Origin of the sequence: Pseudomonas fluorescens (assembly GCF_000967965.1) — a bacterium.
Taxonomy (GTDB): Bacteria; Pseudomonadota; Gammaproteobacteria; order Pseudomonadales; family Pseudomonadaceae; genus Aquipseudomonas; species Aquipseudomonas grandcourensis.
Window position 1 is genome coordinate 65,962 of the sequence record NZ_LACC01000008.1, and the last position, 14,965, is coordinate 80,926.

The 14,965-nt window shown below is 55.8% G+C and carries 14 protein-coding genes; 7 read left to right on the top strand and 7 right to left on the bottom strand.

Translation table 11 applies throughout. The features are described 5' to 3' along the window. The first annotated feature begins 118 nt into the window (after positions 1-118). The 3 genes from VC35_RS05410 to VC35_RS05420 all read left to right on the top strand — a co-directional run bounded on the left by VC35_RS05410 (position 119) and on the right by VC35_RS05420 (position 1,566). A complete protein-coding gene (locus tag VC35_RS05410; RefSeq protein ID WP_046038264.1) occupies positions 119-772 on the top strand; it encodes a hypothetical protein in 654 nt (217 codons plus the stop codon). An 83-nt stretch (positions 773-855) separates the two neighbouring features. Continuing rightward, on the top strand, positions 856-1,062 hold the full coding sequence (locus tag VC35_RS05415; protein ID WP_046038266.1) for a co-regulatory protein PtrA N-terminal domain-containing protein: 207 nt from the start codon (positions 856-858) through the stop codon (positions 1,060-1,062). 51 nt (positions 1,063-1,113) lie between these two features. Then, the gene (locus VC35_RS05420) at positions 1,114-1,566 is read left to right on the top strand and encodes a thiol-disulfide oxidoreductase DCC family protein (RefSeq protein WP_046038268.1); all 453 of its coding nucleotides are present in this window, start codon (positions 1,114-1,116) and stop codon (positions 1,564-1,566) included. A 40-nt stretch (positions 1,567-1,606) separates the two neighbouring features. Here VC35_RS05420 and VC35_RS05425 read toward each other — a convergent pair whose 3' ends face one another. Next, complete coding sequence (locus VC35_RS05425) at positions 1,607-3,730, bottom strand: TonB-dependent receptor (RefSeq protein ID WP_046038269.1); 2,124 nt, start codon at positions 3,728-3,730, stop codon at positions 1,607-1,609. Between the two features lie 538 nt (positions 3,731-4,268). Here VC35_RS05425 and VC35_RS05430 point away from each other — a divergent pair. From VC35_RS05430 to VC35_RS05440, 3 genes are all read left to right on the top strand, one after another. After that, a complete protein-coding gene (locus tag VC35_RS05430) occupies positions 4,269-5,213 on the top strand; it encodes a chromate resistance protein ChrB domain-containing protein (protein WP_046038270.1) in 945 nt (314 codons plus the stop codon). Further along, positions 5,206-6,564, top strand: coding sequence for a chromate efflux transporter (gene chrA / locus VC35_RS05435; RefSeq protein ID WP_046038271.1), 1,359 nt, complete (start codon positions 5,206-5,208; stop codon positions 6,562-6,564). Before VC35_RS05430 ends, chrA begins: the two co-directional genes overlap by 8 nt. A gap of 83 nt (positions 6,565-6,647) precedes the next feature. Further along, complete coding sequence (locus VC35_RS05440; protein ID WP_046038272.1) at positions 6,648-7,100, top strand: chromate resistance protein ChrB domain-containing protein; 453 nt, start codon at positions 6,648-6,650, stop codon at positions 7,098-7,100. Positions 7,101-7,574: 474 nt separating this feature from the next. Here the strand turns inward: VC35_RS05440 and VC35_RS05445 are convergent, their stop codons facing one another. The 3 genes from VC35_RS05445 to VC35_RS05455 all read right to left on the bottom strand — a co-directional run bounded on the left by VC35_RS05445 (position 7,575) and on the right by VC35_RS05455 (position 10,634). After that, the gene (locus VC35_RS05445) at positions 7,575-8,342 is read right to left on the bottom strand and encodes an SDR family oxidoreductase (protein ID WP_046038273.1); all 768 of its coding nucleotides are present in this window, start codon (positions 8,340-8,342) and stop codon (positions 7,575-7,577) included. Between the two features lie 37 nt (positions 8,343-8,379). After that, positions 8,380-9,447 (bottom strand): phosphotransferase family protein, encoded by a 1,068-nt coding sequence (locus VC35_RS05450; RefSeq protein WP_046038275.1) that lies wholly within the window; start codon positions 9,445-9,447, stop codon positions 8,380-8,382. 188 nt (positions 9,448-9,635) lie between these two features. Beyond that, positions 9,636-10,634 (bottom strand): NAD(P)H-quinone oxidoreductase, encoded by a 999-nt coding sequence (locus VC35_RS05455; protein WP_221174476.1) that lies wholly within the window; start codon positions 10,632-10,634, stop codon positions 9,636-9,638. 184 nt (positions 10,635-10,818) lie between these two features. Here VC35_RS05455 and VC35_RS05460 point away from each other — a divergent pair, with 184 nt between their 5' ends. After that, positions 10,819-11,691, top strand: a complete 873-nt coding sequence (locus tag VC35_RS05460) for a LysR family transcriptional regulator (protein ID WP_046038279.1) — start codon at positions 10,819-10,821, stop codon at positions 11,689-11,691. A 99-nt stretch (positions 11,692-11,790) separates the two neighbouring features. On the opposite strand, the gene VC35_RS05465 is transcribed toward VC35_RS05460, so the two are convergent. The 3 genes from VC35_RS05465 to VC35_RS05475 all read right to left on the bottom strand — a co-directional run bounded on the left by VC35_RS05465 (position 11,791) and on the right by VC35_RS05475 (position 14,943). Then, on the bottom strand, positions 11,791-12,624 hold the full coding sequence (locus tag VC35_RS05465; protein WP_046038281.1) for a fumarylacetoacetate hydrolase family protein: 834 nt from the start codon (positions 12,622-12,624) through the stop codon (positions 11,791-11,793). A gap of 365 nt (positions 12,625-12,989) precedes the next feature. Continuing rightward, on the bottom strand, positions 12,990-13,823 hold the full coding sequence (locus VC35_RS05470; protein ID WP_046038283.1) for an enoyl-CoA hydratase/isomerase family protein: 834 nt from the start codon (positions 13,821-13,823) through the stop codon (positions 12,990-12,992). Between the two features lie 262 nt (positions 13,824-14,085). Continuing rightward, the gene (locus VC35_RS05475; protein ID WP_046038285.1) at positions 14,086-14,943 is read right to left on the bottom strand and encodes a fumarylacetoacetate hydrolase family protein; all 858 of its coding nucleotides are present in this window, start codon (positions 14,941-14,943) and stop codon (positions 14,086-14,088) included. Positions 14,944-14,965: the final 22 nt, after the last annotated feature.

Consider the following 14,965-nt stretch of genomic DNA (forward strand, 5'->3'; position numbering starts at 1 on the left):
CGTAATGTCGCAAGATTAATTGATAATAATTGCTGAATCTTGATTGCAACCAGCAACGGCAAACTCCAATTAAGCCGTGCCGAGAGCACTATTGATTCACTGAAGCCAAGAGGTAACCATGGAACTTAGTATGTTCTCTTCGTCCACCGTGGAATATGTTCGTTTGGGCGTTGTGTATTTTCATCTTATCGCCTGCTGTGTGGCAATCGGGCTGGTCTTGACCAGCGACATTGCAATGGTCAAGCAACTCCTGAAGGGGGATGCGTCAGGTCACCAAGATGACGCGCACATGGAAAGCCTTCAAAAAACCGTATCGCTTGCACTGGTAGCGCTTTGGATTACGGGCATTGGCATTGTCGGGATCGATTATGCCGGCAAGGGGATGGAGTATTTCCTCAATCCAAAATTGCAAGCCAAAATCGGCATCGTTGTGCTGTTGACCTTTAACGGCTTCCTGTTGCATAGCGCTGTACTGCCGGCGCTGAAAAAAGCCGGTTCGTTACTCAAGCTTTCCTTCAACCTGCGCATGCTGGCGCTGTTCTCCGGCGCCCTCTCTGGCGTGTCGTGGTTCTATGCCGCCATGCTGGGGGTTGGTCGTCCGCTGGCCTGGAAGTACTCGCTGGTGGAGTTGCTGGCAGCCTATCCGGTACTCATCGTCGGTGGATTCGCGGCGATGGTACTGCTCACTGCCTTTGCAAAGAACAGAGACACCGAAGCGCGTAAGGAGCAAGGCACCTGGTCAACAGGAAACGCCGCCCTGGCTGGATGGTGAGTCCAGGATGAACAAGGACGTTCAGCTTTAGCCAATAAAACCCGATGTTAGCTGTTTACAAAATGTCACTTGAGGATACCCAAATGAAATCCCTGAAAGCCCTCTTCGTAGTCGCCACTCTGACCGCCTCTTCCCTGGCGATGGCCACAGGTGGCGGTGACCGGACCTTCGCACGCATGGAGTCAGCCCGGAAAGTCTCGATGGAAACCTACCAGGTAGCCCAGAAGCAGAAAGCTGAAGCCACTGTCGCTGAAAGCAAAGCCAAGGCGACCGATCGCGCCAAAAGCTGATCTGTTTAGCGCGCCCCCCGGCTAACTGAAATGTGCGACCTCAAGCCTCGAATGCCAGCCTCGCAAATCCGCCCCTCACCTGCGCCCCTGCTCAAACCAGGAGAGACGGTGGTCTTGTTCGACGGTGTCTGCAAGCTATGCAATGGCTGGGTGAGGTTCTTGATTCGCCATGACCGCCAGCGGCGCCTGCGGCTGGCGGCGGTTCAGTCACCCGAGGGGCAGGCGCTGCTCGCGTGGGCAGGTTTGCCCATGGATCAATTCCACACCATGGCGGTGATCCGCGACCGACACTACTGGGAGCGTTCGCAAGCTTTTTTCGAAGTCATCGCCCAGTTTCCCGCACGCTGGCGCCCGGTGAATCTGCTGCGCATCTTCCCTCGCAAACTTCGAGATTGGGCATACGACCGCATTGCGCTTAATCGTTATCGGCTCTTCGGGAAGTACGACACCTGCCTGTTGCCGGATCCTGATCATGAACAGCGCTTTTTGAAAGCCCCCCTATGAACGCCCGACTATGCCGGGCGCCTGTTCTTCAGGTCTGTACTCAGAAGCGATAGTTGGTGCTCAGCTCCAGCGTCCGTGGGGCACCGGGCGTGATCAGATCCACCGAACCATGCGCCGAAGCGTAATAGTCCTTGTCGAAAACGTTGCGCAGACGCAGGGCCATGTCCCATTTCGGCTCGTTGTACAGCAGCGCGGCGTCCACGGTTGTATAAGCCGGCATGACCACATTGTTATCCAGCGCGGTATAGCGATCATCGACATAGTTGGCCCCCATGCCCACACGCCAGGTTTGCGTCAGCGAACGCACCAACCACAAGTTGGCGCTGTGGCGCGGCGTCAAGGCGGGTACCTGGCCTTCGTTGGCGACACCGTTGGTAAAGCTGTTGGACTTGGTGATCTCGGCATCCAGATAGGCGTAACCGGCATAGACCTGCCATTTGTCACTCAACTGCCCGCTGGCGGTCAGCTCAAGGCCATCGGTGCGCTGCTCACCGGCAAGCACCAGTTTGGTCGGGTTCACCGGATCGCTGGTTTTCATATTGGTGCGTTCCAGACGGAACAGCGCCGCCGTCAACGCCAGGCGATTGTCGAGCAGGTCCCACTTGCCGCCGATCTCGAAGTTGGTGGTCTCCTCTGGTTCAAGATCCTGGTTGGTCGTACTCAGGGCGAACATCTCGGCGGAAGGTTGGTAGGAACGGCTCACCGAGACGTAATAGGACTGCACTTGATCAGGCTGGTAGACCAGACCGACTCGCGGGCTCCAGGTCGTATCGGTGCGCGACAGCTCGCTGTGCGTCAGGTCATCGGCATACTCCTGGTCGAACACGTCGTAACGCACTCCCACTAGAGCCTTCCACTGTGGCGCCAGTTCGATCAGGTCCTGTATGTAGAAGCCGGCGGTGTCCTGGGTGTTGGTACCCTTGGCGGTTTGTCGGTTGGCCTGGAACGGCACGTCGACCAGGGCATCGCGGTACACCGGCACCCTGGCCACATTGGATTGGCTGAAACTTGACTGGTCCTTCACCTGGCGCCCCAGCTCCACACCATAGAGCAGGTTATGGTTCATCCCGGCAAGCACGGCGCGCTGGTTGAGTTCGGTCTGGTTGAACCAGCCGTCTTCCTTGCGCTGCACGTTGCCGCGGTTGAGTTTCACCAGCAGTTCACCATTGGGGGCGGTGACGAAACGTGTCGGGCTGGTGTCAGCGAGTGTGTTGTTGCGATCCAGGTCGTAGTGGTAGTAGCGACTGGTATTGCTCAGGCTGAAATCGTCGTTGATCCGGTAGTCGACACCCGCCGTGAACGAGAACACTTCGCTGCGGGTGTAGTCGTCATCCGGGTCGGCGGCACCAAAGCGCTTGTCGCGGTCCACATCGACCGGTCGGTCGCCTCGTGCCGGAATGCCGAAGTCGATCAGGCGCTTGTCATACAGATAGTTAGCGCCCAGGTTCAGTTCCAGATCATCCGAGAGCTTGAAGTAGGCCGAAGGCGCGATGGCCTTGCGGTCGATGTAGCCGTCATCCCGGAAGGTGTCGCTGTTCTCCAGCGCACCTGTCACACGAAAGGCTTTATCGCCGTGCTGCTGATCGGCCCAACCGGCATCGAACTGAGTGCGTTTCTTGCCCTCGCTGTCGACACTGACGCCGACCTCCTGCCTGGGTGCGAAGTTGGGGGTCTTGCTGATGCTGTTGATCAGCCCCCCCGAAGAGCCTCGGCCATAGAGCACTGCGGCCGGCCCCTTGATCACTTCCACCCGCTCGACGTTGGACAGATCCCGGAAGTACAGCGCATCGTCGCGAATGCCGTCGATGTACATGTCGCCAATGGCACTGAAACCACGGATGGTCACCTGGTCGCGCTGGCCGTCCCCATTGGACAGGCCGATACCGGGGACATTCTTCAGCACGTCTTCCATCGACTGAGCCCCCTGATCCTTGATGACGCTCTGGGGAACCACGTTGACGGTTTGCGGGATATCCCGTAGCGGAGCATCGATCTTCAGCGCGCTCCTGCTCTCGGTCGACATGTAGCTCTGCTCGTTGTACTCACTGTTCACAGCGGTTGCCGGTAGAGTCAGGGCAGACCCCGTTTCTGCCTGTAAATCAGGTACAACCAGAACGCCCAGCAACGACAGAGAGGCTGGGTAAATGCGCGATCGAGCCACCATGGACACCTTTGTGTGAATTATGGCGCGAATAATAACGATTATCTTTTGTAAGTAAATACATATCATTCCGATACAAATGATTGACGTCACTCAGGACGATCGTCTCAATTCAATAGATGGTCGACATCAACGCTCCGTCCCGACGTCAAGCCTCGGGCCGTTACAGTTCGATATCTGGCGCTCAGGGTAGGCGGATACAGCTCAGCCTCTCACAGCCGGCAATGTGCCATCGACGATCTGCCGGAGAGTCGTCTTCGACAGAAAACGTCATCGGGGCAGACAGTGGACACAGTGATGGCAAATGAGAGGCATCACTTAAGGTGACGGGCAGTGATCGGCCATTCACTATTGCCGTCTAAAGAATGAGAAACGCCTTTCTGACACGGTTTGCATCAGAACGCATCAATTGATGCTGCTTGCACTCATAGCTCCCCCCTCCAGCTAGCCTCGCAGAAATCCTGTTTCTGAAAGACGGGTTTTCAAACACTAAGATCAGGGGTAATGTAGCTTTTACTACAAAATAAATAGCGATCTCTACATGAAATCCTGGCTGGCACTGATTCTCGGCTTACCCACAGCGAATGCCACCGAACGCATGCGAGCCTGGCGTGCTCTGAAAGCTGCTGGTGCGGCGGTTCTGCGTGATGGCGCCTATCTGTTGCCCGATACCAGTGTCTGTCGTGAAGCGCTCGCAGTTGTCGAGCGCGACATCCTGGCCATCAACGGGACCGTATTTATCCTGCCTGTCATAGATCCTAACGGTGAGCGTTTTGTCGAGTTGTTCGACCGTAGCGATGACTACAGCAAACTAAACGCAGAGATCGAAGAATGCCGTGGACGGCTCAATCCTGAAAACGCATTGGCCACCACGAAACAGGTTCGCAAATTGCGCAAAACCTACGACCAGTTGACCAACATCGATTACTTTCCAGGTAAGCCGAAGCAGCAGATTGACGTCGCCTTGCAAGCACTTGAAATTGCCGTCAGCAGAGCCTTGTTTCCTGACGAACCACACAGCCGTAACCACCCCATAACAGCACTCAATCGTGGCGATTTTCAGGGGCGTGTTTGGGCAACCCGCAAGCGTCCTTGGGTTGACCGCCTGGCCTGTGCCTGGTTAATCCGTCGCTTCATTGACCCTGACGCTCAGATCCTCTGGTTGGACACTCCACAGGACTGTCCGGCCGATGTGTTGGGCTTCGACTTCGATGACGCCGCTTTCAGCCATGCCGGTAACCGCGTGAGCTTCGAAACCTTGCAAGCCAGTTTTGAGCTTCAAGAGTCCGGCCTGAACCGCATTGCGGCTTTGGTGCATTACCTCGATGTCGGAGGCATTCAGCCGGTAGAGGCTGCCGGCATCGAACGCGTGCTGGCAGGACTACGTGAAACCATTACCCACGACGACCATTTGCTGACAGCTGCAAGCGCCATCTTCGACGGCCTGCTCGCCGGATTCGTGAAAGAGGAACAACCTAATGAATAAGGTTTCGGCATCAACGATTGAAGTGGATCTGTCGAAACCTGAACCGATCAGTTTGCGTGAGGCATTCTGGTTCTGGCTTAAGCTCGGCTTTATTAGCTTCGGTGGGCCAGCGGGACAAATTTCGATCATGCACCAGGAACTGGTAGAGCGGCGGCGCTGGATCTCCGAGCGTCGCTTCCTGCATGCCCTCAATTACTGCATGTTGCTGCCTGGGCCGGAGGCCCAGCAATTGGCAACCTACATCGGTTGGCTGATGCATAGAACCTGGGGTGGAGTGATTGCGGGGGGACTGTTTGTCCTGCCCTCATTGTTCATCCTGATCGCTCTGTCGTGGATGTACATCGCCTTCGGTGAAGTGCCTGTGGTGGCAGGGCTCTTCTATGGGATCAAGCCCGCCGTAACAGCCATCGTCGTGCAGGCGGCCCATAGGATCGGCTCACGGGCGCTGAAAAATAATTGGCTGTGGGTGATAGCGGCGGCGTCGTTTACCGCGATCTTCACGTTCAATGTGCCGTTCCCATTGATTGTGCTGGGAGCTGCATTGATCGGTTATGTCGGCGGACGTCTGGCGCCCGAGAAGTTCAGAGCGGGGGGCCACAGCGCTACGAAAAAGTCCTTTGGCCCAGCCTTGATCGATGACGACACGCCGTCCCCTGAGCATGCCCGGTTCAGTTGGTTGAAACTGACGTTGCTCGCTCTGATCGGCTTGGCGTTATGGGCATTGCCGATGGGAATACTGACCGCCCTCTTTGGCTGGGAAGGCACCTTGACCCAGATGGGCTGGTTCTTTACCAAGGCGGCGTTGCTGACCTTTGGTGGAGCCTACGCTGTGCTCCCGTATGTCTACCAAGGCGCGGTAGGTCAATATGGTTGGCTAACCCCGACTCAGATGATTGACGGCTTGGCTCTGGGGGAAACCACACCTGGGCCGCTAATCATGGTGGTGGCCTTCGTGGGTTTTGTCGGAGCCTATGTCTCGCAAGTTTTCGGGGCCGATCAGTTGTTTCTGGCTGGCGCTATCGCGGCAGCCTTGGTGACATGGTTCACCTTCCTGCCTTCGTTCCTGTTCATCCTCGCGGGTGGCCCGCTGGTAGAGTCGACCCACAACGAACTCAAATTCACGGCACCGCTTACCGCCATAACCGCCGCAGTGGTTGGCGTGATCCTCAATCTGGCGTGTTTCTTCGGCTATCACGTGCTTTGGCCAAAGGGCTTCAGCGGTAACCTCAACTGGCCTTCAGCGTTGATCGCGATTGCCGCCGCGGTTGCCCTGTTTCGCTTCAAGAGGGGCGTCATCCAGGTATTGATGGGCTGTGCGCTCGTCGGCTTGGCAGTGTATCTACTGCGCTAGAAAACACCCGTTGATTAGCAATCTCTGGCGGGCATTGGGCTCGCCTGATCACCCAGCCTACTGAATTAGGCAGGAGGTGTCTCATGAGGTGGGTTACCCGTGAACGACCCAAGATTGACCGTATTGCCTGTCCTTGGTTAATCACCCGTTTCATAGATCCACAGCCCGAGTTTCTATACGTGCCCAGCGCTGATGTGCTGCGGGTTGCAGCGGAGAAAGACGCTGCACCCTACGACATTCCCGGCGTAGAGCTGACTCATTTGGGCGAATTGTGCAGTTTCGATGCGTTCCTGAAAAAGTACCAACTCAGTGAACCAGCCTTGCACTATCTGGCCAAGATCGTGCGTGGCGCTGACACCTCACACCTGGAGATGACCCCACAATCGGCTGGGCTGTACGCGATTTCACTAGGGTTATCGCGGTGCTTTGCCGACGACCATGAAATGCTGGCACACGGTCTGATCATGTATGACGCGCTCTACGCTTGGTGCAAGGAGTGCCAAAGTGAATCACATAACTGGCCTCCGCAGATGTGAGGAAACTCGCCAACCGAAGCCCAGCCTAGCGCTGGGCTTTCTACATTAGTGACTGTGATCGTCATTTGGCTAATTGTTGCGAAGGCAAATCTCTGCAATGAGGCGTTTGTGACCCTTCGCGATAGGCACCAATCGGCCAGAAGCGGACGCTCGGGACAGGCCGTTATAAGTTAGAAGTTGCTCCTCAGGACTGATAGCAGGCAACGCAGGCAGTGTGAAATTTCAGTTTCTAGGCGCTCGGCCACCCACAGCCTGTGTTCTCCAGCTCGAAAATTGAGCAGAAGCAGTTGACCGCTTTGGTCGATTCCAGTCGGTATAACTGCCTTGACCGGATCTGTTTGGGTCAGCGGCAACACGTAGTTTTTCATGACATAGATCAAGCCTTTTTACGCTTAGGGAAAGCGTAACCCGCGCAGGGTGTGGGTGACCGTCTCACTAACCGTCCGAAGGCGGCATTTCACCGGCATTCCTCAATCAAGACAGGAAGCCGCCATCCACATTCAGCGTCACACCCGTGGTGTAACTGGACGCATCACTGGCCAGGTACAACACCGCGCCGGCCAATTCGCTCGGAGCAGCCACACGCTTGAGTGGGATCTGGGACAGGGCCTGGGTCAGGATCGTGTCGTTTTTCACCAATGCCGAAGCGAACTTGGTATCGGTCAGACCTGGCAACAGAGCGTTGCAGCGGATGCCAAATTGTGCGCATTCCTTGGCGAAAACCTTGGTCATGTTTATCACCGCAGCCTTGGTCACCGAGTAGATGCCTTGGAATGGGCCCGGCGAAATACCGCTGATCGAAGCCACGTTGACGATATTGCCGCCCCCGTTTTCGCGCATCAGCTTGCCGGCCTCTACCGACATGAAGAAGTAGCCGCGAATATTCACATCCACGGTTTTCTGGAAGGCACCGAGCTCGGTGTCCAGCACATTGCAGAATTGGGGATTGGTTGCTGCGTTATTGACCAGAATGTCCAAGCGGCCGAACTGTTCGCGAATTTGCGAGAACACGCCGCTGATTTGTTCCATCTCGCCAATATGGCAAGCAATGGCGGTTGCTTTGCCGCCATCCGCGATGATCGCGTTGGCAACCACCTGGCAGTCGTCGATCTTGCGGCTCGACACGATTACGTGGGCGCCTTGCTGGGCCAGCAGTTTGGCGATGGCTTCACCGATGCCACGGCTGGCGCCGGAGACGAAAGCGATCTTGCCATCGAGGTCGAACAACTGAGTCTTGGACATGGTTTTTCCTTGTTTTTGGGCCGGCCCTTGCGGGCGATCAGAGGCTGGATTTCTGGATGACCTGCAGGCTCATTTGCTCCAGCAGCTTGTTCATGTGAATGAACTGCGCGAAGCGTTTGTCCTGGGTCTGGCCGTGGTAGAAGCGGTAGTAGATCTGCTGCACGATGCCGGCCAGGCGGAACAGGCCGTAGGTGTAGTAGAAGTCGAAGTTGTCGATGCGGATGCCCGAGCGTTCAGCGTAGTAATCGACGAACTCCTGGCGGGTCAGCATGCCCGGCGCGTGGCTCGGCTGACGGCGTATCAATTGCACCGGTGCCGGGTCGCCCGCTTCGATCCAGTAGGCCAGCGTGTTGCCCAGGTCCATCAACGGATCGCCGAGGGTGGTCAGCTCCCAATCCAGCACGCCGATGATCTGCATCGGGTTGCTCGGGTCCAGAATCACGTTGTCGAAGCGGTAGTCGTTGTGCACGATGCTGGAAGTCGGATGGTCGGCCGGCATTTTGTCCTTGAGCCAGACCTTGACTGGGTCCCAGCTCGGGGCGTCAGGGGTCAGAGCCTTTTCGTAACGGTCGCACCAACCACCGATATGCCGCTCGACATAACCTTCAGGCCTGCCCAGGTCTGCCATTCCACAGGCGGCGTAGTCGACTTTGTGCAGCTCGACGAACTTGTCGATGAAGCTTTTGCACAGGGCTTCGGTCTTCGTAGCGTCGAAGTTCAATTCGCTAGGCAGCTCGGATCGAAGGATGATGCCGTTGACCCGTTCCATGACATAGAACTCAGCCCCAATCACCGACTCATCAGTGCAGTGCACATAGGCCTTGGGACAGTATGGGAAACTTTCACTGAGTTGAGTCAGGATGCGGAATTCGCGGCCCATGTCGTGGGCCGATTTGGCCTTGTGACCAAACGGCGGACGGCGCAGGACGAATTCCTGCTGCGGGTATTTGATCAGGTAGGTCAGGTTCGATGCGCCACCCGGAAACTGACTGATCTCGGGCGAACCGACAAGGCCGGGAATATGGTCCTTGAGGTACGGATCGATCAGGCTGGCATCGAGTTCTTCGCCAGAGCGGATCTTGGTGGATTGGTCAGTAAGCGCCATGTCTATCTCCTCTGCTTATTATGAGGGGCAGATACTATTGACGAACTTAATGCGGAAAAAGCCTGCTCACAAGGCAGATGCGACCTTATAACTGAGCGTTATGCAGGCCTATCCTTTAAAAAAATGCTCTTTCTCAACGCCCACGACCAAACCGGCAAAAGGCTGCCGGTTTGGTCGAACGTTAGGTTTTAGCCGATGAGAGTGGCACCTGTCGTCAGGACAATTTTTCCAAAGTGCGTGCCGGAATCGATCAGCTCGTGAGCGCCGCGAGCGTCGGTGAGCTCAAAGGTCCTGTAGATAACCGGCTTGATCTTGCCGCTCTCGATGTGCGGCCAGACCTGCTGCTCGAGTTCACTCATGATGGCTGCCTTTTGCGCGGGAGTGCGCGAACGCAAGGTTGAGCCCATATGCGTCAGGCGTTTCATCATCATCGGTATGACGTTGAGGTCTTTCGCCGGGCCCTTGATCACACCCACCTGAAGAATCCGGCCGTCCATAGCGGCGACGTCATAGTTTTTTTGCAGGTAGTCGCCGGCAATAATGTCGAGGATCACATCGACGCCTTTTCCATCAGTGGCCAGCTTCGTTTCGGTGACGAAATCGGCCTCGAGGTAATTAACCGCGATGTCCGCACCCAGTGCCAGGCTGGCTTCCTGATGCGCTTGCGATCCGACTGTCGTGATGATTTTAGAAGCGCCAAATGCCTTCGCCAGCATGATTGCGGTAGTACCGATACCTGATGCACCGCCATGGACCAACACCGACTCACCAGCAACCAGCTTGCCGCGCTGGAAAACATTCAGCCACACAGTCATAAACGTTTCTGGCATAGCCCCGGCTTCCAACAGCGACAGGCCTTTAGGGATACGCATCGTGTTGGAGGCATCTGCAACTGCAAATTCTGCGTAACCACCACCAGGAATCAGCGCACACACCAATTCACCGATCTGGAACTCGGAAACGTTGGAGCCTACGGCGACGACTTGACCTGACACTTCCAGGCCCGGGATGTCAGTAATGCCAGCGGGGGCATCGTAAAGCCCTTTGCGCTGGAACACGTCTGGGCCGTTCACGGCAGCAGCGTGGATGCGTATCAGAACCTGATCGGCAGTTGGCGTCGGTACCGGGCGCGTAGTCGGCACCAGGACCTCAGGGCCGCCGGGTTGTTTAATTTCAATGGCCGTCATGTGGGACGGTACGCGATAAGTTGGAACAGACATTGCGATCACTCCTTAAAAATAGTGCCCGATTGATCTGTGCGGATCATTGAGCGTGGCCCCCAAGTGAGCGCAGTATAAATATCGACTCTGATGCTGGCGCGCAGCATTATTCACGCAGTGAGATGCAAAGCTGCATCACTAGGAGGACAGGATGAATTGGGATGATGCGAGAGTGTTTCTCGCGGTGGAGCGTGAAAAGACACTCCGTGGAGCAGGGCGAGCACTCAATATTGATCAGGCCACAGTCGGCAGGCGGATTGCGGCCCTAGAGCATGCACTTCGTGCAACGCTCTTTCTCCGCACCTCTGAGGGCTACGCACTGACCACTGCTGGTGAGGTCGCACTGAGATCAGCGGAAAAAATAGAGCACTTTGCCCACGAACTTGTCAGGCAAACACAAGGTACGGATACACGGCTTGCGGGGGACGTAAGGGTCACTAGTACCGACTTAATCGCGTTCGAGTTCCTACTTCCGGCCATCGAACGACTGCATGCCTTGCATCCCGAAGTGCGTGTCCTGCTAGACACTTCGACACGCATGCTAAACTTGGCAAAGCGTGAAGCGGATATCGCGGTCCGCTCAGTCCGACCGGATAATCCCGATCTTGTCGCGCGACGCATTGCTCGGTGGCCCATGGCCCTCTTTGCATCGAGTGCTTATCTTGAGCGACACGGCAAGCCTGTCGCTGGCTGCGCGTTCGCTGGCCACGATCTTGTTCTCTGGGCCGCTAATCGATCACCGACACTTGCTGGAGAACCGATACACGCGGGACGCATCGTATCGACGTTCAATTCCAGCCTCATGCTGCTTACCGCGGTAAAGGCCGGCCTAGGCATCGGTGAGCTTCCGATACATCTGGCCGAACACGACGGCCTCGTGCAGATATGGCCAGAACCCGCACGCGGGGCAGTCTACGAAGTATGGCTCGTCACGCATCAAGATCTTCGGCATACCGCACGCATCGCAGCAATGATTGATGGGATCGTTTCGGCATTCGAAAATCACGCAACTCACACAAAATAGTTGGGCTCACCGGCGCCAGACATATTGATCATCATCGGGACACTTTGCCCGGCCACGGAAGGCGGAGCCCATGCGAGGTGGCATGGGCTGCCGCTACCATCACGCTTCGTCCATCACCGTATTAACCAGTTTGCCGATACCTTCGATTGACACCGCAACCACGTCGCCGGGCTTGAGGTAGACCTTGGGGTTCATGCCAAAGCCGACGCCAGCCGGAGTGCCGCTCACGATTACGTCGCCGGCTTCCAAGGTGAGCGCTTCGCTGAGGGTAGAGATGATGGTCGCTACATCAAAGATCATGTCCTTGGTATTGACCCACTGAACGAGTTTTCCATTAACGCGGGTTTCCAGCCGCAAGCCCTTGCCGCCGGCGGGAAGCTCGTCGGCCGTGACCAGGTCCGGCCCGAATGCACCGGTATCGTCGAAATTCTTGCCTACGGTCCATTGCGGCGATTTGAATTGGTAATCGCGAACCGAGCCGTCATTGAACAACGCATAACCAGCGACGTGATCAAGCGCTTTGTCCTTCGGGATATGGCGGCCCCCGCTCTTCAACACCACGGCCATCTCGCCTTCATAGTCCAATGCATTGGATATTTTCGGACGAATCAGCGGCTTGTTGTGTGCCGTCAGGCTGCTGTTTAAACGCGGAAACAGCGTCGGGTAGTCTGGTTCGGCATAGGAGGACTCTTTAATGTGATCTGCGTAGTTCAAACCAAGACAGATGATTTTCCCCGGTTTGCGCATCAAAGGCAGGTAATCATGTTCGTCAATTTTGACAATGGGCCCCGATGCGTTTGCGCCGTAAGTGACCAGATTCACGCCACGCTCAAGCAGGGACTCCAGCGTCTCTTCGCCCACCACTTTGACACCCTCGACGGTGCGTACGCCCAGCACGGCTCGGCCTTCATGTTTGAAGTAAACGTATCGCATAGGTGAACCTCCAATTGTGGTTGATCAGGTTGAAGTAACCCCAGGAAGGGGTGGTTTTCAGGACGAAAAACTGACTCATGAATGGCTTCTGGGAAACATCGGGCAGTAAAGTAAGAACCTGTAAACTTTAAAGATATGATGCAAAGAGTTGGACACGACCAAACTACAGAACTGGGTACTGGCCGCCGCGCCCTTGGGCGCATCGCTGAAGGCCCAACTTTTCTGTTATGCAAGCTCCGCATAAGCGCAACAACTTCGTGTTCCTGGGCGCGGACAATAGCGGCGAGCGCGCTGCCTTGTACTCACTGATCGTCAGCGCCAGGCCATTGAAATACTTCGCCAAATGACAACCCGCAATGGAGCGATCAGTACAGCGGGGAGAGTTTCGACATAAAGTCCATCTCCAGCTCACCTTCATAAGTTTCAGCACCAACCTTCAATGCCTCCGCCACACGCGCTTGCGCCACGTCGTGAGCGACACTCAAATCTGACTCATGGGCTTCAACCAGCAGCCCCTCTGCCAAGGAGCCGAATGCGCCAACATCCACGGCCGCCTTGGTATGAGCGATGGCATGCGCAGGGAATGAGGCGATACGGTGAGCGAGTTCCTCGACAAAAGGTGTTAACTCCTCCGCCGGCAAAGCTCGATTGATAAAGCCGTAACGTTCAGCCTGTTCCGCCGAAAAATCGTTACAACCCAACAGCACCTCTAAGGCGCGTCCCCTCCCGACGAGCCGTGGCAACCTTTGTGTGCTGCCACCGCCCGGAACAAGCCCAACCGCGACCTCTGGCTGGGAGAAAACCGCTCTGTCCAGGGCAGCAAAGCACATGTCCATAGCCAGCGCGATCTCACTCCCTCCTCCCCGAGCCCGTCCTTCGATTTTTGCAATGGTTACCTTAGGCATGTTCCTGAACCGTTCGCCGATCATCTGTGTAAGGCGAAAGCTGCGGGTATGGGACACAGTTTTGGGAGCGGCTCCAACCCTCCCCAATCCAGAGTGAGCTATAAAGAAATCGGGAAGTTCGCTCTGCAGGACCACGACTCGGACGCTCTCATCGACCTCGAGCTCTTTGCCAAGCTTGTCGAACTCCAGCGACAGCACTTCATCAAGAAGATTTATTGGCGGGTGATTGATACTGACGAATGCAACTCCAGAATCAAACCTGAACCGGAAACACTTGTAGTCAGAATATCGCATGATACTGCCTCCACTTTGGTGATCGTTTCGGTAAACCATTTCGGCTTGGTTTATGTTCTGGTTCTTGTTCTCGTGAACTTACGCAGGGTATGTCGACTCGCTAGTTTCGAAATCAATGCCAAAAACCGTCCGATGAAAAACTCTCATGGCACCACAGGCGATACGGAAATTGTCTGTGCACTCGCCAGCGTAAAAATGGTGACCGGTTCCGCCACAGGCCGCAGCAAACCCAACATGAGGAGGTCAAAAGCGCTGGGTTCAATTACTCATCCACGATAGGGTTCACCAAGCTGCCGAGACCTTCCGAAGTTACAACACAAGTGTCACCTGGCTTCATCCACAGCGGCGGCGTACGCGCCATACCGATGCCTGAGGGGGTACCTGAAACAATCAGGTCTCCGGGGGCCAGTGTCATCACTTCGCTGACAGTTTCGATGAGCGTCGCCACATCAAAAACCATGTCGTTGGTATTACCTTCCTGAACGACTTGGCCATTCAGCAGTGTTTGCAGTTCCAGCCCCTTCACACCGTCAGGCAGTTCATCTGTCGTCACGATGTAAGGACCAAATGAGCCGGTACCGTCGAAGTTCTTGCCCATAGTCCATTGAGGCGTACGCATCTGATAGTCGCGCAGGGTCGCATCGTTGAACAAAGAGTATCCAAAGACATGCGTTAACGCCGAGGCCTTCGGAATTGCCCGTCCACCCTTACCGATAACGATGACTATCTCCCCCTCGTAGTCGAGCTTTTGGGACACTTTTGGCCGGACGATTGGTTGGCGGTTTCCGATGAGGCTCGATGAGAAGCGCGAGAAAATGGTTGGGTAGTCTGGTTGCACCAATCCAGCCTCGCTCGTGTGGTCGCGATAGTTCAATCCGATACACACGATTTTTGCGGGCGAGCTGAGCGGGGGAAGTTGGTCGCAGGTTGCGAAGTCGATGGGCTCCCCTTGCAAGAGGCGCGCGCCAAGCGAAGCGACTACTTCCTCGCCTGCAAGTAGAGCGTCACTAAGGTCGCCAAATTCCGGAATGTCAGCGAGAAAGAACCCATGGAATTCTTCTCCTTTTGCCGCAGCAGCTAGCCCGACACGACCATCTTTGGCAAAGCGCATAAATTTCATAATCTGCCCTTAAATTTAACGT